This window comes from Robiginitalea rubriflava (assembly GCF_052540725.1).
The window spans coordinates 2,947,950-2,971,640 of record NZ_CP199309.1 but is presented as its reverse complement, the minus strand read 5'-3'; the positions used below and the strand labels follow the sequence as shown (position 1 = coordinate 2,971,640).

Annotated in this window: 20 protein-coding genes; 13 read left to right on the top strand and 7 right to left on the bottom strand. The window is 46.1% G+C overall.

The window, feature by feature from the left end; all coding sequences use genetic code 11:
- Positions 1–14: 14 nt before the first annotated feature.
- The gene (locus tag ACT6NU_RS13395; RefSeq protein ID WP_445382178.1) at positions 15–1,241 is read left to right on the top strand and encodes a protoporphyrinogen/coproporphyrinogen oxidase; all 1,227 of its coding nucleotides are present in this window, start codon (positions 15–17) and stop codon (positions 1,239–1,241) included.
- A 129-nt stretch (positions 1,242–1,370) separates the two neighbouring features.
- Positions 1,371–1,592, top strand: coding sequence for a hypothetical protein (locus ACT6NU_RS13390; RefSeq protein ID WP_445382177.1), 222 nt, complete (start codon positions 1,371–1,373; stop codon positions 1,590–1,592).
- A 70-nt stretch (positions 1,593–1,662) separates the two neighbouring features.
- Here ACT6NU_RS13390 and ACT6NU_RS13385 read toward each other — a convergent pair whose 3' ends face one another.
- Complete coding sequence (locus ACT6NU_RS13385) at positions 1,663–2,256, bottom strand: fasciclin domain-containing protein (RefSeq protein WP_445382176.1); 594 nt, start codon at positions 2,254–2,256, stop codon at positions 1,663–1,665.
- A 338-nt stretch (positions 2,257–2,594) separates the two neighbouring features.
- Here ACT6NU_RS13385 and ACT6NU_RS13380 point away from each other — a divergent pair, with 338 nt between their 5' ends.
- The 4 genes from ACT6NU_RS13380 (at position 2,595) to ACT6NU_RS13365 (ending at position 6,350) form a co-directional block, all read left to right on the top strand.
- On the top strand, positions 2,595–3,011 hold the full coding sequence (locus tag ACT6NU_RS13380) for an OsmC family protein (protein ID WP_445382175.1): 417 nt from the start codon (positions 2,595–2,597) through the stop codon (positions 3,009–3,011).
- Positions 3,012–3,026: 15 nt separating this feature from the next.
- Positions 3,027–4,079: an NAD(P)-dependent alcohol dehydrogenase gene (locus ACT6NU_RS13375; protein ID WP_445382174.1), complete on the top strand. Its 1,053-nt coding sequence runs from the start codon at positions 3,027–3,029 to the stop codon at positions 4,077–4,079.
- Between the two features lie 110 nt (positions 4,080–4,189).
- Entirely contained in the window at positions 4,190–5,350 is a 1,161-nt protein-coding gene (locus ACT6NU_RS13370) for a DUF819 family protein (protein WP_445382173.1), read from the top strand.
- 73 nt (positions 5,351–5,423) lie between these two features.
- Complete coding sequence (locus ACT6NU_RS13365) at positions 5,424–6,350, top strand: EamA family transporter (RefSeq protein ID WP_445382172.1); 927 nt, start codon at positions 5,424–5,426, stop codon at positions 6,348–6,350.
- A gap of 6 nt (positions 6,351–6,356) precedes the next feature.
- Here ACT6NU_RS13365 and ACT6NU_RS13360 read toward each other — a convergent pair whose 3' ends face one another.
- Positions 6,357–8,582: a DUF5916 domain-containing protein gene (locus ACT6NU_RS13360; protein ID WP_445382171.1), complete on the bottom strand. Its 2,226-nt coding sequence runs from the start codon at positions 8,580–8,582 to the stop codon at positions 6,357–6,359.
- Between the two features lie 182 nt (positions 8,583–8,764).
- On the opposite strand from ACT6NU_RS13360, the gene ACT6NU_RS13355 reads away from it, so the two are divergent.
- Positions 8,765–9,478: a protein-L-isoaspartate(D-aspartate) O-methyltransferase gene (locus ACT6NU_RS13355; protein WP_445382170.1), complete on the top strand. Its 714-nt coding sequence runs from the start codon at positions 8,765–8,767 to the stop codon at positions 9,476–9,478.
- 97 nt (positions 9,479–9,575) lie between these two features.
- Positions 9,576–10,004, top strand: coding sequence for an FKBP-type peptidyl-prolyl cis-trans isomerase (locus ACT6NU_RS13350; RefSeq protein WP_445382169.1), 429 nt, complete (start codon positions 9,576–9,578; stop codon positions 10,002–10,004).
- A gap of 54 nt (positions 10,005–10,058) precedes the next feature.
- Here the strand turns inward: ACT6NU_RS13350 and ACT6NU_RS13345 are convergent, their stop codons facing one another.
- Positions 10,059–11,147, bottom strand: coding sequence for an endonuclease/exonuclease/phosphatase family protein (locus ACT6NU_RS13345; RefSeq protein WP_445382168.1), 1,089 nt, complete (start codon positions 11,145–11,147; stop codon positions 10,059–10,061).
- A 55-nt stretch (positions 11,148–11,202) separates the two neighbouring features.
- Positions 11,203–13,395 carry an amino acid permease gene (locus tag ACT6NU_RS13340; RefSeq protein WP_445382167.1) on the bottom strand — a complete coding sequence of 731 codons (2,193 nt, stop codon included), beginning with the start codon at positions 13,393–13,395 and terminating at the stop codon, positions 11,203–11,205.
- 102 nt (positions 13,396–13,497) lie between these two features.
- Here ACT6NU_RS13340 and ACT6NU_RS13335 point away from each other — a divergent pair, with 102 nt between their 5' ends.
- From ACT6NU_RS13335 to ACT6NU_RS13320, 4 genes are all read left to right on the top strand, one after another.
- Complete coding sequence (locus ACT6NU_RS13335; RefSeq protein ID WP_445382166.1) at positions 13,498–14,700, top strand: PQQ-dependent sugar dehydrogenase; 1,203 nt, start codon at positions 13,498–13,500, stop codon at positions 14,698–14,700.
- 5 nt (positions 14,701–14,705) lie between these two features.
- Positions 14,706–15,392, top strand: coding sequence for a class I SAM-dependent methyltransferase (locus tag ACT6NU_RS13330; protein WP_445382165.1), 687 nt, complete (start codon positions 14,706–14,708; stop codon positions 15,390–15,392).
- A 156-nt stretch (positions 15,393–15,548) separates the two neighbouring features.
- Positions 15,549–17,648, top strand: coding sequence for an elongation factor G (locus ACT6NU_RS13325; protein ID WP_445382164.1), 2,100 nt, complete (start codon positions 15,549–15,551; stop codon positions 17,646–17,648).
- 678 nt (positions 17,649–18,326) lie between these two features.
- The gene (locus ACT6NU_RS13320) at positions 18,327–19,337 is read left to right on the top strand and encodes a leishmanolysin-related zinc metalloendopeptidase (RefSeq protein WP_445382163.1); all 1,011 of its coding nucleotides are present in this window, start codon (positions 18,327–18,329) and stop codon (positions 19,335–19,337) included.
- A gap of 272 nt (positions 19,338–19,609) precedes the next feature.
- Here ACT6NU_RS13320 and ACT6NU_RS13315 read toward each other — a convergent pair whose 3' ends face one another.
- Positions 19,610–20,305, bottom strand: a complete 696-nt coding sequence (locus ACT6NU_RS13315) for a hypothetical protein (protein ID WP_445382162.1) — start codon at positions 20,303–20,305, stop codon at positions 19,610–19,612.
- 248 nt (positions 20,306–20,553) lie between these two features.
- Between ACT6NU_RS13315 and ACT6NU_RS13310 the strand changes: the two genes are divergently transcribed.
- Positions 20,554–21,003, top strand: coding sequence for a nuclear transport factor 2 family protein (locus ACT6NU_RS13310; RefSeq protein ID WP_445382161.1), 450 nt, complete (start codon positions 20,554–20,556; stop codon positions 21,001–21,003).
- A 313-nt stretch (positions 21,004–21,316) separates the two neighbouring features.
- Here ACT6NU_RS13310 and ACT6NU_RS13305 read toward each other — a convergent pair whose 3' ends face one another.
- Entirely contained in the window at positions 21,317–21,889 is a 573-nt protein-coding gene (locus ACT6NU_RS13305; protein ID WP_445382160.1) for a DUF4251 domain-containing protein, read from the bottom strand.
- A gap of 104 nt (positions 21,890–21,993) precedes the next feature.
- A complete protein-coding gene (locus ACT6NU_RS13300) occupies positions 21,994–23,667 on the bottom strand; it encodes a hypothetical protein (protein ID WP_445382159.1) in 1,674 nt (557 codons plus the stop codon).
- Positions 23,668–23,691 lie beyond the last annotated feature (24 nt).

The window sequence follows — 23,691 nt, the reverse complement described above, 5'->3', positions numbered from 1 at the left end:
CGTAAATTTAGCAAATGAAGAAACAAAAAATAGTTATTGTAGGAGCGGGGATCAGCGGCCTGATTGCAGCTACCGTGGCTGAGCAACACGGTTATGACCCATTAGTCCTGGAGGCATCCGAGCGGGTTGGGGGCCGTGTTAAAACAGACTTTACAGAGGGTTATTTACTGGACCGGGGCTTTCAGGTGCTATTGACCGCCTATCCCATGGCACAAAAATATCTGGATTACGGAGCCCTGAACCTGCAGGCTTTTAAACCCGGAGCACGGATTTTGGGCAGGGGTAGCAGCAGCCGGCTCGGGGATGCTTTAAGAGACCCTGGTTTTTTGCTCCCAACCCTGTTTTCAGGAGCGGGCAGCCTTAAGGATAAATGGAAAGTATTTCGCCTGCAGCGCGCTCTTTCAGGGCTGCAGATCCGGGAATTATTCGAAAGCCCTCCGCAAACCACATTGGCTTATCTGAAAGACCTCGGTTTCAGTGAGAAAATCATAAATCATTTTTTTAAGCCTTTTTTTGGCGGGATATTTCTGGAACCTGAATTACAGACCGATGCACGTATGTTCCGATTCGTATACCATATGTTTGCGGCAGGCTATGCCAGTATACCTGAAGCGGGAATGGAAGCGATTCCCAGGCAACTGGCAGGTGGCCTGCAGCGCTCTGAGATTCGTTTTGGAACAGAGGTCAAAAGAGTGGAGACTGGTCGGGTGATTCTTAATTCTGGGGAAATCATAGAGGCAGAAGGTATTCTGATCGCCACAGATGGTCCCCTGGAGATAAAAGAAGGACCTTCTGTAAAATGGCATTCCTGTCATACCTTATATTTTGAAACAAAAGACAGGTTGTATCCGGAGCCGTGTATCAGTCTGGTACCGGGCGAAGATAGGCTCATCAATACCATACATTACCCTACAGCCCTTAGGCCAGCCCGGAAAGGACCGCACGAATTGCTTTCAGTTACAGTGATCAGGCCTCATCAGTTCAGCACCGACGAACTGGCTGTTGCTGTTCAGAAAGAGTTAGATGGGTTGGGGATTTCCGTTATTCGTTTCTTAAAACACTATCACATTGAGAAAGCCCTGCCGGTAACCGGCCTTCCTGTAATGAACCTGCCAGCCGAACGACTTAAAGTACAGAATGGGGTTTTCCAGGCTGGGGATTATTTGCTCTATCCATCTCTGAACGCCGCAATGCAAAGCGGGGAATTAGCCGCAAAAGCCCTGATTGCTTCTTTAGACTGAATTTGTCTAAACTTTTGTTAATTATAAATAACAGGAAATAGGGAAATAGTAACTTGGGGGCAAAGGAGAAAAAGACTTATTTTTTTAACTTTTTCACAAACTGAAGTTGAATTTAGCTTAATTAAAACGATGGATTTACTGCAGCGAGCTTCTGATTTTGAAAATCGCAAATGGTCGGGAATCACTACAAGTGACCGTGTCCAGGCCAGTCGTGATTTAAAGCAGCTTATATTGGAAATCAATGAGGTCTACAAAAGTAACCGAGATCAGCACCTGATGGAGGTTATGAAACGTTTGACCGAAATTAAACGCAAAGTAGAAAAGCGACTTAAAGGTCGCCTGGAAGTATAATAATTTTAAAATTGCATTGAAAAAGAAAAACCGCCTGTTCAGGCGGTTTTTTTTATAGTGGGTACCGAGATTATTCCGGCATTACAACTGTATCAATAACGTGTATTACCCCGTTTGAGGCCTCTACATCGGTCATTGTTACGGTGGAAGTATTTCCTGCTACATCAGTGAGGATAACGGATCCGTCTTTCAGGCTCAGGGTAATGCTGCCTCCCTGTACGGTTTCAACCGGGAAAGCATTGTTGTTATCCTGAATTGCCTTTACAACGTCTGCGGCCATGTATTTACCGGATACGACATGATAGGTAAGGATTCCTGTGAGGGTTCCTTTGTTTTCAGGCTTCAATAAAGTTTCTACTGTTCCTTCTGGCAATTTACCAAAAGCGTCATTGGTAGGGGCAAACACGGTAAAAGGTCCTTCCCCGTCCAGGGTCGTTACCAGATCTGCAGCTCCGAGGGCAGCAACAAGGGTGGAGAAAGCTTCATTTCCACTGGCTACCCCAGCAATAGTTGGTGGTGCTTCAGTTACGGCTTCTGTTGCCATTTCTGTTTGTTCAGCCATATCTGTGGCCGCATCGTCAGCACTTTTCTTTTTTTCTTGTGCACAGGCCAGGGATAACATTCCTGCCAAAGCCAGGGTCATTGATGTTTTTAAAATTTTCATAGTCCTTTTTTAGGTTTTAGATGTGAATATTTATTTCAGTCTAAAGGTAAGTACCGAAAGCAGGCACTGTTCTTAATATTTGTTTAAATAATGTCATATAAAGTTAAACATTCCATAATTTCAGGTTATCGCAGCGGATCTTTCATATTTAAGTCAATCTTAACCATAGCCCGCTTGATTACTTGAATATCTTTTAGTAGTTTACTGCTTTGGATTTACCCTGTACAGGGCTATTTGAGATATCCTCTCAGTCATTTTTATCAGGCAGATTGCGCAACCGAATCAGTTGGCATCAAAAAGTATTTCGATAATTATTCAAAATATTAAAAAAACAGAAAATGAAATTTACAAGAAAAGCATCCGCACAATGGAAAGGGAGCGGCAAAGAAGGGGGAGGGACCCTCACAACCGCCAGTAAAGTTCTCGAAAACACGCAATATTCGTTTAATACCCGTTTTGCTGACGGTAAGGGTACTAACCCTGAAGAACTCGTTGGGGCTGCCCACTCCGGATGTTTTGCCATGCAGCTTAGTTTTTTGCTGGGGGAAGCCGGATATACACCAGACACCCTGGATGCAGAAGCTACCCTTACCTTTGAAGACGGGGCGATCACCCATATACAATTAGATCTTTCCGGAAAAGTTCCGGGGATCGATTCCGGCGAATTTGAAAAGATTGCCGGAAAAGCCAAGGAAATCTGTCCTATATCAAAACTACTGGATACAGAAATTTCCCTGAGCGTAACTTTAATATAAAACCATAAAAACACTATGAGTCAAACCGTAAAAGCATACGGAACAAAAGGAGCAGACAAACCCTTGCAGGAATTGGATATTAAGCGTCGCGAGCCCAATGATGAAGATGTACATATTGAAATAACTTATTGTGGGGTATGCCACAGCGACATTCATACTGCCCGTAACGAATGGCATAATTCTACCTACCCCGTTGTCCCCGGCCATGAAATTATCGGAAGGGTACGGGAGGTCGGCAGTAAAGTAAGTCGCTTTAAGGTCGGAGATTTGGTGGGAGTAGGGTGTATGGTAGACTCCTGTCAGGAGTGCAACCCCTGCAAACAGGATTTGGAACAATTCTGTGAGAAGGGATGCACCTTTACCTATAACAGTCCGGACCCGCACCTGGGCGGTCAGACCTATGGTGGCTATTCCACTCACGTGGTTGTAAAGGAAGAATTTGTACTTAAAGTGCCTGAAAATATAGATGAAAAAGGCGCGGCGCCCCTTCTTTGCGCTGGTATTACAACCTGGTCGCCCCTGAGCCACTGGAAGGTAGGCAAAGGAGATAAGGTGGGGGTTGTCGGTTTAGGCGGCCTCGGGCACATGGGGATAAAATTTGCCAGCGCCCTGGGCGCACATGTGGTGATGATCACCCGTTCGCCTGACAAGGCTGGGGATGCGCACAGCCTGGGAGCAGACGAAGTATTGCTTTCCACTGACGAAAAAGCCATGCAGGCCCAGGCCAATAGTTTCGATTTTATTCTGAATACCATTCCGGTAGGCCATGAGATGGACCCCTATATTTCCCTGTTGAAAATAGATGCGACCATGGTACTGGTTGGAGCGGTAGAGCCCCTAAAACCTTTTCATGGTGGAAATATCATTATGGGGAGAAAACGAATTGCCGGATCCCTTATAGGTGGGATAGCGGAAACTCAGGAAATGCTGGATTTCTGTGGGGAACACAATATCGTTTCGGATATTGAACTCATTAAGATGCAGGATATCAATGAGGCCTACGAACGAGTGGTGGCCTCAGATGTGAAATACCGCTTCGTAATAGATATGCAGTCCTTAAAAGATTAGATATTAAAAGCAACTGATAACCACGCCCGAGGCGTGGTTTTTTTATTTCTGTTTCCTGTATAAATGGCAATCGGGTTATAAATGCTATCTTTTGACCCGCAAAAAACCTTATGGAATTTACTGAGACCCCGCTCTACATAATTTCTGCCCTGGCCCTGATTCTGCTTATATCCAACTGGATTAGCAACAGGCCCTTTTTTAAAGCCTTTGGCATTGCCCTGATGGTAATTTTAGTGGGAGCCTTATTTTCAAACTTAGGATTGATCCCAAGTGCGGCGAACCCGGTATACAACAGCATTTTTGAAATAGTTGCACCGGCGGCTCTCTTCCTGCTCCTGCTAGATGTAAACCTGTTGCAACTCAAAAAAACCGGTGTTCCCATATTGTTGCTTTTTGTGGTGGGGAGCCTTGGGACAGTTGCAGGGGTTTTCATTGCAAGCCAGCTCATTTCGGATGGTCCTTTATTTCAGGGAATGTACAATGCCCTTGCCGGGATGTTTACCGGCACCTATACAGGGGGAAGTATCAATTTTAATGCAGTGGCCCTGCATTACGAGGTGATGGATAACGGCCTGCTGTATACGGCTGCAGTAGCTGCAGACAATGTACTTACAACCATCTGGTTTTTTGTTACCATAACCCTGCCGGTCCTGCTGCAGCGATTTTTACCTTATAAAAAGTTTGTGGCTCCCGATGGCGCCGCTTCCGAAGTAAAAGTTGCACAGGATGATGAAAGGGCTCAACTCAATATTGGTAGTCTTTCTTTCTGGATCGCTCTTAGTGGTGGAGGACTTTTACTGGCTTCCTGGTTGACAGAACTACTGGAAACAGCCCTCGGATTGAGAATCCCCTTTATGATCACCCTTACGACCCTGGCCATTTTGCTGGCACAGATTCCTGCCCTGCATCGACTGAAAGGTAATATGTTCCTGGGTAGCTGGGCCATCTATCTGTTTTTGGCAGTGGTAGGGGCCTTCTGCGATATAGGTGCCCTGGCATCTGCCGGCCAACTGGCCGTTTTGTTACTCCTCTTTGTTCTGATTACGGTTTTGGTGCACGGCCTTATTGTGTTCGGCTTCAGTTACCTCGCTGGCTATGGGTGGGAATTGGCTGCAATTGCCTCCCAGGCCAATGTTGGGGGAGGGACCACGGCCATGGCCCTGGCAAAAAATTTTAAAAGGGATGAACTCATCCTTCCTGCCATAATAATTGGTTCCTTTGGAAACGCCCTGGGGACCTACCTGGGCTTTATGGTCGCCGCATACTTGTAGCAGCTTCATTTAATACAGTCACTGTATTATAAATCAGGAGGAAAGCGTAATATTGCTTCATAATTGCAACCGAATGGATTCTGAACCCAAACTACCACTGGTAATTGCCGCCTTCTTTGCAATTTATGTAATTTGGGGTTCTACCTACCTGCTCAATAAAATAGCGGTTACAGAATTACCCCCTTTTTTATTGGCCGGAATCCGTTTTACTACAGCCAGCATCCTGATCTTTGGAATTGCCAGGGCAATGGGCAAACCCCTGAAGATAAGCTGGCGGCAACTGCTCAATACCATCATTGCCGGTTTTCTTTTCCTGAGTTTTGGCAATGGGGTGGTTGTATGGGCACTGCGTTATGTAGACAGTAATTTTGCAGCCCTTGTTATTTCAGCCCAACCCCTGATTATCCTCCTGATGATGTGGATGCTGCAGGGCAAAAAAATTCAACCGATGTCTTTGGTCGGGATAGTGCTGGGTATAGTAGGAATCTATTTGCTAATCGCTCAAAAGGAAGTGGTTCGGCTGGAAAACTCCTTTACGGGCATCCTGATGATTTTTTCGGCTATGCTTGCATGGGCCTATGGCAGTCTATTCGTGGGCCGTGCAGACCTCCCCGGAAACTATCTGGTAAATACCGGCTATCAGATGCTTACCGGGGGGATTTTACTGGGCCTGATGAGTGTCCTTTTCGGGGAACCCTGGGTGTCCCCGCTTAACTGGTCGGCAGATACGCACTGGGCCATGTTATTGTTGGTGATTTTTGGCAGTATTGTAGCCTTTACTTCCTTTAATTTCCTTCTCAAAACAGTATCGCCTGAAAAAGTTGCTACAAACACCTATGTGAACCCAATTGTGGCCATGCTGCTGGGATGGTATTTTCTCGATGAGCAAATTACCCTTCAATCCTTGATCGCAGCCGGAATACTGCTCACCGGGGTTTACTTTATCAATACCAGAAAAAAGCTGGTAGGACTCTCCAGATTCCGGGGACGCGGACAATAGGCATCCTTAATTCAGAATATCAAAACGGTGGGTGTATTTCACTGTAAATACCTGATTATCCAGATTGTCGATCAGGTCGTCATCCCTGACAATATTGAGCACCACAAATAAACCGGTGTTGGCATTCTGAAGCCAGCCGAAGCGGGCATTTACTGAGGTAACCTTGGAAACATTGTTTCGCTGGATCAGGCTTTGCAGGAAAATTCGGGGCGTAAAGGAATACGCCAGTCGCAACCCACTTACAAAAGCCGTTACGTTACCCGTATCCAGTTTAATATCGCTGTGGCTGAAGGTAAGGGAGGAAACAAACTTATCTCCAAGCCGATAGTTTGCAGTACCGCTGTTGGTGATCCGGTTTCCGTTGAAATAGCCTCCTATAAAGGTCCTGGAACTAAGGGAAAAGGCGTTGTTGGGGTTGGTAATCAGCACCAGTTGCAATTCTTCGTTTACATAATTCCCTACCGGAACAGTCACCCGGGAGATATTAAATGGGTTCAGCACCCTTTCGGTGGTAAAATTAATCCCGGTATGGATTTCAAAACCGCTGCGCCAGACCCAGTGGTTATCCACATGCAGGAAACTGGTAATAAGTTGATCGTCAAAATTCCAGTAACCCCTGTAGGAGAGGTGAGGGCGTATCTCGAACATTTTTCGGGCATTTTTAAACCTGTGGGCCTTAAAAATCAGGAGTTCCGGTTTTCGGAAAGCGGTTCGCTGTAAAAAACCAACCTCCGGATTAAAACCTTCTCCTACTTCCGTGTACCCCGCATTCAAATTCCATCCATCCCAATTGTAATTACCCAAAATCTTAAAGGCATGATCATTTTCCTCAACCCCGGGAGTAGTGCTTTTGGCTATAAATCCCGTCACTTCTGCTTTATTTCCAATTCCCCATTTCCCGTCAATCGCATACACCCGGTTGTAGTCATCTTCCAGGGCCCCGAGACCTGCCCGGCTGGTAAAAATCCCGCCTAGGGAGGAGCGGCTACCCGGAAAATTGTGGTTTACCCTGGCGACCGTAAAATTATTTTCCTCAATTCCGGCTTCGGCCACGTCTTCTGTAAACATACTGAGAAGCCCTACGTTGGTCTGCCCGACTTTCCCGGAAACCCGGGCTCCCCCAATGATGGGAACAATGCTGCCGTCAGCCCCTAACCCAATCCTTCTGCTGAAAAACAGATCCACTTCCCCCGGGCTGCCCACGCCGAATTGCCCCGCATTTTCAAGGAAGAAGGCCCTTTTTTCAGGGAAAAAGAGATTGAAACGGTCCAGGTTTACCTGCTGGTCGTCTACCTCTACCTGGGCAAAGTCTGTATTATAGGTTAGGTCCAGGGTCAGGCTGGGGGTAATACTGTATTTAATGTCTGCCCCGAATTCAAAATTGGTGTCGGTTTCTGAGGGGGACACCGCCTGGTCATTTACTACCTGCCCCAGAACATAGGGAATGAGTTTTAAATTCCCCGGGTTTTGCAGGTTTAAGCCCGTCAGTTTCCCCGCCAGGGATAACCGCTTCATGTCAAAACCCAGCGGGAGGGAGGTCCAGAAGGCCGTTTCGGTATTTTTGCTGATGTTTCGCCGGAAATTCATCCCCCAGGTACGGTTGGTACCAGCAGCGAAACGAAGTGAGCGCAGGGGAATGGCGAATTCGGCACTCCAGCCGTAGTCTCCTATTTGGGTGCGTACCTTCCAGGTGGCATCCCAGTTGATATTTGTCCCCCCAATGACCCCGCCCTGCTGGCGGTTGGCATTGAAATTTCCCTTTCCTTCATTGTTGATCTGGGCATCGTACTCCATTCCCTGTGCATTGGTACCAAACAAAAAACCATTCTGATTGTCATTGTAGGTGTCGATAATAAAAAGGAAGCTGTCTTCATCATTCAGGTCGGCATCTCTCCTGGAATCTGATACCACAATATTCTCAGGATCCGAATCGTAGCAGACAACCGCCACGTAGAATGTACCCTGGCTTACGGCGACTCGAATACTGGTTTTCTCCGAAACAGGCTCCCCGTAATTGGGACGCAATTGAATGAGGTTTTCTATGGCAGGGATCCCCTTCCAGACAGGGTCATTGAGGATTTCCCCGTCCACAACCGGATCTTCAGAAAGGCTGGCTGCCTGGTAGGTTGGCGTGGTCATCAGCGAGTCTCTTCCCAAACCTGTCTGGCTATAGGATAGGAGACCGCAGCATAACAGTAACAGGAAAATCCCGCTTTGTTTTGTGGCAATCATAAGCGTTAGTCGGTCAGTGATTAAATATAGGATATTTCCATAATGAATTCAGGATTGATCGATAAGGTTTTCCCGCATATTTGCCGAATTTGTACTGCAGGTATCCACCCTTGACCTATTAGACTGATTATCTTATCTTTAAATGAAACATATTCGTTTTTTTAAGCTACTTCATCGTGAAAATGAAACAGGATTGGATAAAGGGAATTATAAAGCACATTTTTTTATTTCTGGGTTTTACCTGTTTAAAAGCCCAGGAGCCTGACTTTACTGCCTTGCGCGCTCAAATGGTGCGAGAGCAGCTCAAAGCCAGGGATATCCGGCAGGAAGCCGTCCTCAATGCCATGGAATCAATACCAAGGCACCTTTTTGTACCGGAAAACAAACAGCCTTTCGCCTATGAAGACGGCCCTTTATCCATAGGGGAGGGGCAAACCATTTCCCAACCCTATATCGTGGCTTTTATGACACAGGCGCTGAAGTTAAAAGGCGATGAAAAAGTCCTGGAAATCGGTACCGGATCCGGATATCAGGCTGCGGTACTTGCTGCCATTGCCCATGATGTTTATACAATCGAAATTGTACCCTCACTGGGGAAAGCCGCCCGGGAACGTCTTGTAAAAATGGGGTATAATAATATTGAGCTGCGAATTGGAGATGGTTATGCAGGATGGCCGGAGCAGGCTCCTTTTGATGCCATAATGGTAACAGCCGGGGCGGAAGAAATTCCTGAGCCTTTACTGCAGCAACTGGCAGAGGGAGGCCGGATGCTGATTCCCTTAGGACCGCACCGTGGGGTGCGCGATCTTGTGCTGATCGAGAAGAAAAAAGGCAAGTTCCGTCAAAAAAACCTCATGAAAGTTCGTTTTGTCCCCTTTACCCGCAAAAAATCTTAAGATTTTGTCAATCCTTCCAGAAAAACCCTGATTTATGCGGCTAAACATAGTAAAGCCCTTACCTTTGCAAGCGATTAAAAATTAGAAATTTAGAAGTATGAGTAAAGTAAAAGCAAATGATATGGTGAAGGTTCACTATACAGGAAAGCTGACCAATGGAGAGGTATTTGACAGTTCCCTGGAGCGCGAGCCGCTTGAAGTACAATTGGGACAGGGACAACTGATCCCCGGTTTTGAAAAGGGATTGGTTGACATGGAAGTCAATGAGAAAAAAACAATCACTATTCCAAAGGAAGAAGCCTACGGGGAAGTTCAAAAAGAGCTTTTCCATAAGATAGAAAAAGAACAATTGCCTGATACCATCAAGCCCGAAGTAGGGATGGGGCTGGTTGCCCGCAATGAAGACGGGACTGAGCGCCAGTTACGCGTGGCCCAGGTAAATGAAGACAGCATTGTTGTTGATGCAAACCACCCGCTGGCCGGGCAGGATTTAATTTTTGAACTGGAACTGTTACAGATCAAATAATCAACCTGAGATAATTAAAAAGCCGCTTCCGAAAGGAGCGGCTTTTTTTATGCTTTACAGAGGAACTTTATGAAATCTTAACACCCTTCGCAGCGGATCCGCCTTCTTTATTTTTTTTCTGGCCCTTTTTTGATCTTCTGCCTCAGCTTCAGGCATATTTGCGGCCTCTGCTGAAGTTTTGCCGAGATATACGGCTGTATAAATCGGGAAGTGATCGGAACCAATATGCGGTAATCGCTTATAATGAATCAACTTAAATTGACCGGATAGAAAAATGTGGTCCAGAGGCCAGCGAAAAAAGGGGTAGCGGGTATGGAAGGTGTTGAAAAACCCTCTGCCCACCCTGGGGTCCCGCAATCCGCTGATTTTTTGAAACAAGCGGGTTGTATTGGACCAGGCCACATCATTGAGGTCTCCGCAGATCAGCACAGGTTCGGAAGAGTTGCTGACCTTTTTCCCAACCATTAACAATTCTGCATCCCTGGGAGTAGAGGTCTCACTTTCAGTGGGGCTGGGTGGTTCCGGATGCAGGCAAAACAGCCTGACATCCTTCCCGCACGGGAGCCGGATCAGGGCTTCTATTGACGGAATGCCCTCCTTAACCAGGTAGTGTACAGAATGTTCTTTAATGGGTAACCTCGAATACAGGTGCATCCCATACAGATTGTCCATTGGCTTTTTGATAGTATGCGGATAAGCTTTTTCGAGTGGCTTTAATTCCTCTTCCCACCAGGTATTTGTTTCCAGGGTTAAAAGCAGGTCTGGCTGCATTTTTTCTGCCAGTGCCAATAATTTACCAGTCTTTTTATTGGTCATCAAAACATTGCTTACCATTATGGACAATACCCTTTCCGGGTCCTGTATATCTGCTGCAGGGACCTGCCTTTTGCTGAAGGGCGTGTAGGGGAAGATTTTGTAAAGCTGATATCCGAGTGCCAGCAACAATACCCCTGCTAAAAGGTAGTCCTGAAGCTGCCAGCTCCCCAGCCCGAATAGCATAAAGCCCAGGGATATCAGCAGCAAGAGTGCAACCTGCACCCTGGGAAAATCAAAGATACGGATCCACCACTCGTCCCGGCGCAGGAGTCCTGCGAACGTGAATACAACGGATAAAATCGAAATAATAAGCACTAAAATCTCCAAAAGCTTTATTAATTAGAATGTCGAAAGTACGCTTTCTCAAATATTAGGGCCAGGATCAGGCCAGAATACTTTCATGCCCGGAATCTTTGACAAACAAACAGGAACTTTGTGTTTTGGAAGACATCTCCTTTACAAATTCAAAAGGAAGGTCTTCATCCATACCAAAGATGTTGAGATCTGCAGGCGGGGCAATATCAACGATGTCCCTGAAAGCCCCGATGTGCACCTCGGTAAGGGTTTGAGGCAGCCGGGCCAGGCTGATCAGCGAATCCAGGAAGTTACGGGCATTATCAGCTTCTTTGGGATCTTCTATAACCGTTATAAGCCGGATTCTGGCTCCCCAGTTTATTTTTAGCTTGTATGCAACCAGAATGGATAGATCCAGGTTCCCGATGTCCCAGCCCAAATTCCAGTTTCCCTTTCGGTCACTGACCCATACATTTATGGTATTGCGTTGTCCCAGCTGGGCAGTAGGATGTGACAGGAACAGCAGGATTCCAATTTCGAGCCGAATGGATTCCTTCATTATCGGTCTGAGTTCCGTCTCGTAATTGTCATGGTCCTGCATGTTTAGAAATACAATATTGGGTTTAAAAAATGCACCCTGCAGGGCCTGACTCCCATAATTGATGCCATTTGCAAACTGGTCCGTACAAATAACTGAACAGGACGAAAACACCCCTTTTTGACGGAAAGCAGCGGCTACACCTTCCAGTTGCCCGGCCAGTTTTTCGGCTTCGGGAAAAGCTTTGATGCCCAGCAGTTTAATGGACCCTTTGGGCCGGGTAATATTCCGTAGGAATTCAAAATTACCTTTCAGGCCGTTCAGATCACGAACCGGAACCATCAGGTTGGCCTTCCAGGCCCGTTGTTGCATCTTTTTCATTCCCCAGGTATGTTTGGCTGCCCATTCTGCAAAGGATACAAATAAGCCGGAGCGTACATCTTCGAAAGGGGTCTCCAGGTTTTGCCTTGACAGGTACCAGTAAACCATCAGTACAATCATTACAGAAAGAAGGCTTATTGTAGGGTTAATGATGAACATGGCAAATACTGCGGAAATCAGCCCAAGCCAGGGGACCCACCTGTGGATTTTGAAAACAGGACGATAACTGATCAGCCCGAGGTTTTGCTCTATGATTACCACAATGTTGATCATTACGTAGGTGATCAGAAAAAAGAGCGTCACCAAAGGAGCTACTGCATTGATATTGCGCAACATAAGGGTTGTTAATATCAGTAAGCCTGTAACCATCATGGCATTGCGGGGTTGCCCGTTTGGGCTCTGTCCTTTCAGGAAATTGGAATAGGGCAGGACCTTGTGCTCCCCCATGGCAAAGAGAATGCGAGAAGAGCCTACAATAGAAGCCAGGGCAGAGGAAAAGGTAGCTCCAAGGATCCCGGCTATTATCAGGGGGCCAAAATAGGCCTTGTCTACCATCACGTAATAATTGTTCAGCAATTCTTCTTCTGTGGCAGAACGCGCAATCCAGAAGGCCAGCAACATATAAATAATAAAACTGACCCCAATGGCCCAAAGGGTTCCCTTGGGAATACTGCTTTTGGGATCCTTGAGTTCCCCGGACATATTGGCGCCGGCCATAATCCCGGTGGCCGCAGGAAAGAAGACCGCAAATACAATCCAGAAATTACTGCCGCTGAAATTATTTTCCACCGAACCCTGGAATGAACCCCATTTAAGAGCTTCTGAACTGGGAATTTCCATTATCCCGTTGTAGGCTGCCACAACTATGGAAATCAGGGACAGAACAATAATCCCCATAATGATGAACTGCGTTTTGATGGCAAGGTTGGCGCTGATGTAGGCAATGGTGAAAAGCAGCCCGAAAACAATTATGTCCACAAGGAAGGCATTGTGGTCGGGAAATATCCCCAGCCATCCTTCCCGGAAACCAAAAATATACATGGTTACCGCCAGGCCCTGGGAGATATAGCGCGGGATACCAAGGCTGCCGCCAACTTCAAGTCCCAGTGCCTGAGAAACAATGGCATAGGCACCTCCAGCGCCAATACGGATATTGGTGGTTATTGCAGACATGGATAAGGCCGTACACAGGGTTATCAGGAAAGACACCACAATAATGAGCCAGGTTCCCAGTAAACCTGCATTACCCACAACCCATCCGAGCCGCAGGTACATTATAACACCGAGGATGGTAAGCAGGGTTGGAGTAAAAACTCCTCCGAAAGTTCCGAATTTCTTTAAGGATGCAGGCTGTTTTTCCATAAAAGAGGCAGTGAGGTTGGTTGCAGTAAATTACTAAATAAATCTGACCGGGCTCATATGCATCTGAATCACTATTTTTGTGAGGCAAAAAAACAAACAGCTATGAAATCCCCTGATATCTTTATTAAGACTTTATTGATCGGTTTCCTGGCCCTGGGCCTGTTTTCCTGTAAAATGGATACCTCCGGAAAAGATGCGGATAGCTCACTTATCCAATACGAGGAAGCCGCCAGCATTCTACCTTTGGAACGGCTAAAACTCCCTCCGGGTTTTACCATCGAAGTATATGCCGATAGTATAGACGGGGCCCGCTCAATGGCGATGGGAGATGACGGGACATTGTTTGTGGGAACGCGCAATGATAAAACGGTTTACGCCATCCAGGACCGGGACCGGGATTACCGTGCCGATAATGTGATCATCCTGGATTCGACCCTGGAGGTACCCAACGGCATCGCTTTTCGAAATGGCTCCCTTTATGTTGCAGAAGTAGGGCGTTTGTTGCGATACGACAGTATTGAAAGCCGGCTCAGCAACCCCCCGGCCCCGGTGGTTGTTTATGACGATTACCCTACTGAATTCCACCACGGCTGGAAATACATCGCTTTTGGCCCTGACGACAAACTCTATGTACCGGTTGGAGCGCCCTGTAATATTTGTGATTCCGCACAGGCAGATCCGCGCTATGCCTCCATTACAAGAATGGATCCGGATGGGAGCAATCGTGAAATTGTAGCTCATGGGGTACGTAATACGGTGGGCTTTACCTGGCATCCACAAACCGGGGAGCTTTGGTTTACCGACAATGGGCGCGACATGATGGGGGACGATGTTCCTCCCTGTGAACTCAACCGTGTGAGTAAGGTAGGTCAGCATTTCGGATATCCTTTTTGCCACGGTGGGACTATCCCGGACCCGGAATACGGTCAGCAGCGGCCCTGTACAGATTTCGTGGCGCCGGTACAGAATTTGGGCGCACATGTAGCACCCCTGGGGGTAATATTCCCGAAAGGGGAGATGTTCCCAACAAAATACCGAGATTACGCCCTGATTGCGGAACACGGTTCCTGGAACCGCTCCAGAAAATCTGGATACCGCGTCTCCATGGTACAACTGGAAGGCAATAAGGCCGTGAGCTATCAGCCTTTTATAGATGGTTGGCTGGACGAAGAGAGCCAGGAACAGTTCGGGCGGCCGGTAGACCTGCTGTTCATGGAAGACGGTTCCCTGCTCATTTCAGATGATTTCGGGGATGCTATTTACCGGGTAACCTATAACAGTGGGGATATGGCCTCTTTGAAATAGCCCGGATGTCAAAATTTGTATTCCTGATTGGATTGGTCCTTTCCCTGAGCACGGTTCAGGGGCAGGGCTATACGTATAAGAAAGGCGACCCTAACGGGATTGGTAAATGGTATATGGGGCGCGAAATTGCCTACGTAATGGGCTATCAGGGTATGCGGTGGCTGGAGAGACCCGAACGGGAAGAAGAGGAAAACACCCTTAAACTACTCGAAAATATGCAGATCAGCCCAGCGGATACCATAGCTGATATAGGGGCGGGATCTGGTTATCACGTGCTGAAGATAGCACCTGAGGCTGCCCGGGTATATGCCGTGGATATACAACGGGAGATGCTGAATGCTCTGGATATACGACGCAAGGAAGCCGGTTTATCCAATATTGAACTGGTAAAGGGCTGTGAAAAATCTGTTAACCTGCCGGAAAACGCCATCGACAAGGTATTGATGGTGGATGTCTATCACGAATTCAGTTTCCCCAGGGAAATGATATCCTCAATCAAGCGTGCCATGCGGGCAGACGCCAAACTCTACCTGATTGAGTATCGGGCCGAAGACCCGACTGTCCCCATCAAAAAACTCCATAAAATGAGCGAAGCCCAGGCTGTAAAGGAAATGGAGGCTGCAGGCCTGAAATTGCTGAAAAACATTTCAAATCTTCCCTGGCAGCACTGCATGGTATTTATAAAAGAGTAGGGGAGGGTAGTGGTCATTAAAACCTACATTTAATTCATTTTTTTTACTATCTTATTATTTCCCAAAACATGGGTCAATGTCATGTTTTCTGATGCAGGGGGAGCTTATTTTTATATCCTGAACTGAAACGGACTAGCTAACCTTTATTGCAGCATTATGAAAGTATATGACCATAAGCACATTAAAAATATCGTTTTTGTAGGGGCCCATAACAGCGGAAAAACAACCCTGGCTGAAACCATGCTTTTCGAAGCGGGCCTGATCAATCGCCGCGGAACAGTAGAAAATAAAAATACGGTTTCAGATTACCACGAACTGGAACAGGAACGGGGAGCCTCGGTTTTCGCCACCCCCTTACACACGGAGTGGCGAAACTATAAGATTAATATTATCGACACCCCCGGCCTGGACGACTTTATTGGGGAAATCCTGTCTTCTCTCCGCGTTGCGGACACTATTGTCACCGTAATCAATGCCCGCAGTGGGGTTGAAATAGGGACAGAGATTATCTGGAACTACATCAATTCCTACAACAAACCGACCTTATTTGTAATTAATCAGATAGATCACCCAAAAGCCCAGTACGAAGACAGTTTTCGGCAAATAAAGGGGCTGGTCGGCAATAATGCCGTCAAAATACAATATCCCATAAAGATGGATGGGGCCCAGTGTATCGTGGATGTTTTAAAGATGAAATGTTACAAGTTCCCTGCGGAAGGGGGCAAGCCTGAAAAATTACCCATTCCCGAAAACGAGAAAGCCCTGGCAGACCAGCTCCATAATGAGCTGGTTGAAAAAGCAGCCGAAAATGACGAAGCCCTGATGGAACTTTTTTTTGAAAAAGGTACGCTATCGGAAGACGAAATGCGACAGGGTATTAAAGCCGGGATGCTCAACCATGAACTCTTTCCTGTATTTTGCGTTTCGGCACTTCAGGATATGGGAAGCGGTCGCCTGATGGGTTTTATTGATAATGTAGCCCCGGCAGCTGCCGACCTCAAAGCGGAGCAAAGCCTGGAAGGGGAGACTCTTGCCCCTTTAAATGATAAGCCAACTGCCTTGTTCGTATTTAAAACCATCCATATGCCCAATGTGGGGCAGATTACTTTTTTTAAGGTAAAATCCGGGCAGGTTCGGGCCGGGGACAAACTGGTAAATTCCCGCAACGGGGAAACTGAAACGCTGCACCAGCTATTCATAATGGACGGAAAGAACCGGGAACCGGTTAACCGTCTGGCTGTTGGGGATATAGGGGCTACCCTTAAGCTGAAGACCACAGAAACCAACGATACACTCCATCAGGAGGGGCATCCAATAAGCATACGTCCCATTATTTATCCGGAGGCCAGAACCCGCAAAGCGGTGAGTGCTCTGAAACAACAGGAAGAGGAGAAACTCAGCGAGGCTCTTAAAAAAATTCACAGTCAGGATCCTACCGTTACAATTGCCTATTCCCCCGAACTGCGTCAGCAAATCCTGGGGTGCCAGGGTGAGCTGCATCTGGCGACCATCCAATGGATGCTGGAGCATATATACGGTTTGGAGGCCGAGTTTAAAAAGCCGCGAATTGCCTACAGGGAAACCATTATGAGGACTGCGACTGCTAACTACCGACACAAAAAGCAATCCGGCGGTGCCGGGCAGTTTGCGCAGGTCCATATGAAAATAGAGCCCTGGTATGAAGGCATGCCCGAACCAGAAGGTTTCAATATCCGGGGCAAAGAGGAAATAGAACTGGCCTGGGGAGGGAAACTTGTTTTCTACAATTGCATTGTTGGCGGGGTAATTGACCAGCGCTACCTGCCCTCAATTCGCAAAGGAATCATGGAGGTTATGGAATCCGGTCCGCTTACCGGCTCCTTTATACGGGATGTACGGGTGATGGTATACGACGGTAAAATGCATTCGGTAGACTCCAATGATATCGCCTTTAAGATTGCCGGGGCACATGCTTTTAAGGAAGCATTTTTAAATGCCCGTCCCAGGTTGCTGGAACCCATCCGGGAGCTAACGGTTAAAGTCCCTGAGGAAATGGTAGGCCCCGTCATGACCGACCTGCAGTCTCGCCGTTCCATTATTATGGGGATAGACAGCACCGGAGAATACCAGATTTTAAAATGTGCCACCCCGGAAGCGGAGCTATACGGTTACTCTACCAACCTGCGTTCTTTAACGCAGGGGAAAGCCACTTTTAGTACGGCTTTTAAGGCCTTTGAAACGGTACCGGAGAATGTGCAGAAGAGTTTGGTAAACTAGTTTTTATTATTTCTTTTCTTTGCTTGTCCAAAGAAAAGAAATCAAAAGAAAGGACACTTTTTCAAGGCGTTTTTGCAGTACAACTGCAAAACCATCTGCAACCCCCTAAATCGCCTCCAGGGCTTCGGCGATTCCATACGGGTTTTGCAGATTACGCTGGTGAAAAGGGTTTACTTCGAGTTTACCCAAGTTTAGACTTTCGCCTTATGACTTAGTAATTGGTATCTAAAAGGCACATATTTTAATGGATATATTGCATGTCGATAGATGTAATAGGCTGAATGGAAAATAGGCCGAAGATTGTAAATTTAGTAGGAGTTTAATAAGGTTGCCTTTACTAACTATAGATAGTTGCAGGGAATAAGGTAACCTGGGTTACAATCGGGTAGTGGAGCATTGCCTGCCTCAGGGATATAATTTTATTTGAAATACCTATTCTAAAAATTGACGCCCTGAAAATAAAGTGGTAGTTGGGAGAATTGTGAAATACTTCATTCACAAATTAAAACCTTAGGTTTTCTAGGGTTTTTTTTGGGGCAGTTAATATATAAAACAACTATTTTTAAAGCTTTAATATTTTAATTAACCACTTTTAAATTAATTGAACACCCCATGAGAAAATTAAACAAAATCTGTCGATCCCTTCAACAACCAGTACTTTTAAGCACCGTATTAGGCATGCTGCTTTTTACTTCCTGCTCTGAAGAACTTGCGGAGGATACCACGGTAGTTGCGGCAGAAAATCAGTTAACAACTGTTTCCCTGGCCCATGACGGTACAGATTTGATTGAAATACAGGATTTGACGGATTCAAGCCCGCAAGTAGCTACTTCTAAAGCTACCGACGCGGCCGGACTGGACCGTGGACGATTTAACATAAGCCTGAAATTTATCTTACCCCCAACGGAAAGGCAGAAAGAGGTTTTTGATGCGGCCGCAGCAAGATGGGAACGCATTATTATTGGGGATGTACCCTCATTCACAGGGGTTATCCCTTCAGCCTTTAGAGGGTTTCCACCAGCGGTGGATGGCACCCTGGATGATATTGTAATTGAGGTTGCACTGGCAAACATTGATGGGCCCGGGGGCATTTTGGGCCAGGCAGGACCCCGGTTCATCCGGTTAAATGATTTTTTAACCCTTTCAGGGGTCATGTTCTTTGACATTGCGGACCTGGCTTTCCTGGAACAACTGGGCCTATTTGAAGACGTAATTGTCCATGAAATGGGTCACGTTTTGGGAATTGGTACCTTATGGAACATTAATTTTCCTCCATTGAACTTCCAAAGGAACCTTCTGCAAGGCCCGCCAAGCAGTCCTTATTTTGCCGGACAGCAAGCCAATGTATTCTGGAATGCCGAAGGGGGTACGGGCGAATTGCCAATTGAAAACCTGGGAGGCCCGGGAACGGCATTTGGTCACTGGAAAGAATCCACACTCAATAATGAGTTGATGACCGGTTTCCTGAACTTTGGTGAAAATCCGCTGAGCCGTATCACGGCAGGATCCATGAACGATTTAGGCTATAAATCTGCCAGTGTAGGCGAGCAGTATGATCTTCCAAAAGATACGCCGGGGGTGGACCTGGAAGACCTCGAAGCGGCCAGAGTTGGGGAGGGCCTTAACATTGCCAAAATGGAAACCTTGTTACAGCCAGTTGGTTATGTGACGTCTTCCAAAAAGAAATAGATAATAGGCTAATACCGATTATTTCTAATCGGTTATCTTTTTAAGAAGCCCGGTAGTCATAATAGATTACCGGGTTTTTTTAACCTTTTTAAAAAGGGGTTACCGAAATTGATTTAGCGAAAAGGTATAGTAGATAGGAATGAGGTTTAAGCCTGGTAAACCATTCAATCGCTCAATGCTCTCCGGGATTGTTCTGCCGGATATTTGGTCAACGAAAAGAAATTATTGGACAACTGTGTACGGGTGTAATTTTACTCGGTTTGCCAGTGAGGTTATTTTTTGGCTTTAGCATAATTCTCAACTACCTTACGGGCACATTCCACAGCAATGGTATCCAGCAAACCGGCAATCAATTCCTTGCCGTTTTCTTCCAATTCCGTAATATGGAACTTAAGCTCTTTATCGTTGTAGCCCCCATGGCCCACATTGGTTTTCCAGACACGCGCCAGGTCACTTTTACGGATAATCCGTACTTCCACCCCGAGGTTGAGACTGTAGGTGCTCCATTTGGTTGCTCCGTAGGTTGCACGCCAGCCCATTAAGGGAACTATTACTTCTATTATATAATCTGCATCTGCATCGGCGTATTTGGAAACATCCTTCAGGCCAGAGGGCATAGTAAAATCAAAAGCTTCCGGTTTTAGCGCAATTTGGGTCATAAAACCCTGTTCCTGTAATAATTTATCCAGGTTTTTCTGAACTTTCTCGGAAGGATAGAAGCGGTGCCTTTCTCTGTTATCGGCTATATCCGATTTAGTGAGGTTGGCTACCAGGCCGGCTCCTGCCACATCTTTAGGCGTCATAATATCAAGGGGCGGTGCCTCATAACGCACCAACAAAACCCTGGCTGTTTTCAGGGCGTCCTTTACATCTGGCGTAAGTTTTGCCTTTTTCTGGGCGGCCCCATTGAAGGGTGCAAAAGCAAGTAGTATAACTAAAATCAGGGGGGAAAGTCTGGTGATGTTCATGATTAATGATTGTTAATCCTAAAAACGCGAAGAGTTCAGAAATATTGGATGGATTATGTAAGAGTGGGACGTATAGCCTTAAAAATTTAGGAATGCGGAAGGGGTGGGATTCCCCTGAAAGGGTTGAGGGTTTCCGCTTCTAAATATATTTAAATAAACTTCCGGTCAATTACCCCTTCGTTAAATCCCAAATATTCTTAATATAATACCCTCTTATTTGTTACCTTAAAGAGCTATTAATCGATTGTATGAAAACACTAAATTTCCTGGCGATTCTTTTGATTTCCACAGCAAGCCTGTTGGCGCAAACGAACGATTCCCAAAACGATAAAGCTGCCGTCAGGCTGGCGATAACTGATTATATGGAAGCACTTTACAAAGTTGAACCCTATAAAATTGAACGCAGTGTGCACCCAAGCCTGCGAAAAATCGGGTATTGGTATAATCAGCAGGAAGATGCCTATCGGAACAACCTTGAAATGACGTATCAGCAGCTATACGATCTGGCGGGAAGGTGGAATGCGGATGGCACCAAGGTCAATGCCGATTCCCCAAGAGAAATCAAGATTTACGAGGTACACGATAAAACTGCAACCGCCAAATTAACAGCTGAATGGGGAATCGATATTTTCCATTTGGCTAAGGTTGAGGGTCAGTGGAAAATTTACAATATCATCTGGCAGAGCCCTCCGAAATGATAGTAAAGGTAATTTTCTTAATATAAGCGAGAAATGTGAATTACCCGGTGAGTGATTCACATTTTCGGCGAGGCGGTGCGCTGGCGTTATTTAGAAGAATGTTCCTTACAAATCAGGACTATAAAAACTTACTTCTTAGAAGCTTAGTAGCGTAATTTTATTGTCATAAAATCAATACCGTTATGTCTCTGCGAGTCATAACTGATTTTATGGCAAATACTGCGTATTACGAAAATTACTTCAATTGAATCATAATTTATATTATGTCAAATAGAAAATATGGAATAGCAGGCATTGACAAAATTCCTCTGCCCTAATGGTTTTCTGAGAGGTTTTCGAATTCCCCTTCGTAACGGATGGTATTTCGCTGGTTGCTGTAGACTGTAATAAGGCTTCTGTTTTGCGGGTAAACCTTTATATTGAATTGCAAACGTTCTGTTCTGGGTTGCGTTTCAAAATCCAGGTTGATATAATTTCCTCTGGTAGCTCTGGAGATTTTGAGATTTAAAATGTCGGTTTCCAGATCTATACCCTCAGCCCGATTGTAATTGGTTACAATTTGCCTTTCTCCGTAATACGGGAGTTTTATAAAAACGGAATCCCCTTTAATGACAAAGGAATTTGGGGTATTAATAAGGCTGATCCGGGAAACATTGGATCCTGGCGGCAACAGGCCGGAGTTGGAAACCTGTACCAGACCGCTGCTTTGCAAAGGAAGTGCCCAGAGGGCTTCTATTCTGAAATTTCGGGCGGCAACCTGCTCTTGTAGTGCTTCAAGCGCCGTTGAAGCCACAGCTGTTTTACTGGCGTTACAGCCCCAAAGGACCCAGAAAATGCCTCCTAAGTAAAGACTGTAACATAGCAGATGTATGGCGCGTTTTTTCATCTTCCTGTATCTGATACTCAAGATACCTTATTTCCCTATTCGAAAACTCCCAAGGTTTCCCTAAAAACTCCTAAATTAATCTGAATATTTTGAGTTTACCGCTGCTATTTGCCTTCCTCCAGTCGCTTAAGCATCAGCCTGGCACGTTTGCCTATATTCCCGTCAGGGTCCAGTTCAATAGCCTTCTTATAAAACATTCTGGCTTTTTCTTTGTCTCCTGCCCTCCAGTAGCCTTCTGCAAGGCTGTCCCAGGTATTGGCAGATTCCGGAAACAAATTAGTAAGCATGGTAAACACAAAAATGGCCTCCTGATACTGATCAGCATTTAAGAGGTTGTATCCCGCGGTATTGAATTCTGATTCAAAATCAAAAAAGCTGTACCGAGAATCTGCCATCATTTTCTGGGCTTCCGGCATAATCAGGTCTACCTTGCCTGAAGTGAATAAATTCGTAAAGTAAGTCATAGGATCGGAGATAAACCCCTCCCCTTCGAAATCCAGGGCTGCTTGCAGGGCCGGGTCCTGGTTGGTTCTGTATTGCTCAAAAGTCATTCCCTTGGCAATTTGCGGTGCCAGCCAGTCTGCATTCTCCCATTGCGGCTTATCCTGCCACCAGGCAAAGGACAATAAGGCTTTTATCCCGGTATTGGGAAGGGTTACGGGCCGGTTATCCCCATAAAAATTGATATTTTCCGAGGTCGGTTCTCCTACAAAAATGGCATTGGTGTAATTGTGCAGCTCATTGACCAGGTTCTGACAGGCCGAAAATGTCCTGCGCCCGATTATTACAAAAAACTTCCCGGGCACATTGATTTTTTCCGTTTCGATAATCCCGGTTACAATAGGCTTGTTTTTATAGTTATTCCCTCCCCCATTCAGCCGTACATCCAGGATAAGCTTCTCCACAGGGTTGTTTTCGATAAAGTCGAATAATTCCGCATAGAAAGCCGGAATATCCTGAGACGGGTCGTCCTGGATCTGGGAATGCCTCACGTAAACGGTTTGTTGCTCCGGGAGGTATTCATAAAAGTAAATTTTATCGATCTTATTAAGATATAAGGGGGTCTGGGTTGTATCGCGGGCACTGAGCCAGTCTCCACCTGGTTTTACAAATCCGTAATTGGAAGGAAAACGGGCCATGGGTACGGCAGCAATGGTCTGTTTAACCTCCTGCCCGTCCTTTTCCAGGGTCAGGTCAATATTCATTTTTAGTTTGTCTGTGACCCCCTGGGCATGTAATAGCTCTGGAATCGTCAAATAGTGCAGGCCATAAGCCTTTACGAACTGGTCGTTTTCGGCTGGAACCACCGGTCTCATTTTTTCAAGAACGGTCTCAATTGGCATGCCCTCAATGGCAATTACCCTCCCTCCCAGGCTTTCTTTAAAGTCTGAATGGATTCCTTCTATATATATACCGTCATCGAATTGATAGAGGAATAACGGCAGCTCGTGAAGGGTAACTTTTCCTTCCCAGTACCCGAGAACGGTATGCCCGTATTCAAAAGAAGCTACCAGGCGCATCAGCCCGGCCAGGACTTCATGATCCTGCATTGAGGGGATGGCCTCATTTAATTGTTCCACAGCCCGGTCAAAGGTTTCAGCTGTGGTCTTTTTAAATAGAAATGGGTAATCCTTGTGAACCGTCTTTTGCAGAAAGCGCAGGTCTTCCTGCCATTGAGTAGTGGTGAAGTCTGTCTGGGATTGCAAAGCGGTTATAAAAAAAAACAGGAAAGCTGCTAACAATGGTGCTTTCCAACTAGGGTAGCGATTCGATTTCATTAGGTTCAGTTGATTTTATTAAAA

Excerpts from the sequence above, each read along its gene's own strand:
- ACT6NU_RS13395 (WP_445382178.1), top strand. The coding sequence starts at position 15 with ATGAAGAAACAAAAAATAGTTATTGTAGGAGCGGGGATCAGCGGCCTG.
- ACT6NU_RS13390 (WP_445382177.1), top strand. The coding sequence starts at position 1,371 with ATGGATTTACTGCAGCGAGCTTCTGATTTTGAAAATCGCAAATGGTCG.
- ACT6NU_RS13385 (WP_445382176.1), bottom strand. The coding sequence starts at position 2,256 with ATGAAAATTTTAAAAACATCAATGACCCTGGCTTTGGCAGGAATGTTA.
- ACT6NU_RS13380 (WP_445382175.1), top strand. The coding sequence starts at position 2,595 with ATGAAATTTACAAGAAAAGCATCCGCACAATGGAAAGGGAGCGGCAAA.
- ACT6NU_RS13375 (WP_445382174.1), top strand. The coding sequence starts at position 3,027 with ATGAGTCAAACCGTAAAAGCATACGGAACAAAAGGAGCAGACAAACCC.
- ACT6NU_RS13370 (WP_445382173.1), top strand. The coding sequence starts at position 4,190 with ATGGAATTTACTGAGACCCCGCTCTACATAATTTCTGCCCTGGCCCTG.
- ACT6NU_RS13365 (WP_445382172.1), top strand. The coding sequence starts at position 5,424 with ATGGATTCTGAACCCAAACTACCACTGGTAATTGCCGCCTTCTTTGCA.
- ACT6NU_RS13360 (WP_445382171.1), bottom strand. The coding sequence starts at position 8,582 with ATGATTGCCACAAAACAAAGCGGGATTTTCCTGTTACTGTTATGCTGC.
- ACT6NU_RS13355 (WP_445382170.1), top strand. The coding sequence starts at position 8,765 with ATGAAACAGGATTGGATAAAGGGAATTATAAAGCACATTTTTTTATTT.
- ACT6NU_RS13350 (WP_445382169.1), top strand. The coding sequence starts at position 9,576 with ATGAGTAAAGTAAAAGCAAATGATATGGTGAAGGTTCACTATACAGGA.
- ACT6NU_RS13340 (WP_445382167.1), bottom strand. The coding sequence starts at position 13,395 with ATGGAAAAACAGCCTGCATCCTTAAAGAAATTCGGAACTTTCGGAGGA.
- ACT6NU_RS13335 (WP_445382166.1), top strand. The coding sequence starts at position 13,498 with ATGAAATCCCCTGATATCTTTATTAAGACTTTATTGATCGGTTTCCTG.
- ACT6NU_RS13330 (WP_445382165.1), top strand. The coding sequence starts at position 14,706 with ATGTCAAAATTTGTATTCCTGATTGGATTGGTCCTTTCCCTGAGCACG.
- ACT6NU_RS13325 (WP_445382164.1), top strand. The coding sequence starts at position 15,549 with ATGAAAGTATATGACCATAAGCACATTAAAAATATCGTTTTTGTAGGG.
- ACT6NU_RS13320 (WP_445382163.1), top strand. The coding sequence starts at position 18,327 with ATGCTGCTTTTTACTTCCTGCTCTGAAGAACTTGCGGAGGATACCACG.
- ACT6NU_RS13315 (WP_445382162.1), bottom strand. The coding sequence starts at position 20,305 with ATGAACATCACCAGACTTTCCCCCCTGATTTTAGTTATACTACTTGCT.
- ACT6NU_RS13310 (WP_445382161.1), top strand. The coding sequence starts at position 20,554 with ATGAAAACACTAAATTTCCTGGCGATTCTTTTGATTTCCACAGCAAGC.
- ACT6NU_RS13305 (WP_445382160.1), bottom strand. The coding sequence starts at position 21,889 with ATGAAAAAACGCGCCATACATCTGCTATGTTACAGTCTTTACTTAGGA.
- ACT6NU_RS13300 (WP_445382159.1), bottom strand. The coding sequence starts at position 23,667 with ATGAAATCGAATCGCTACCCTAGTTGGAAAGCACCATTGTTAGCAGCT.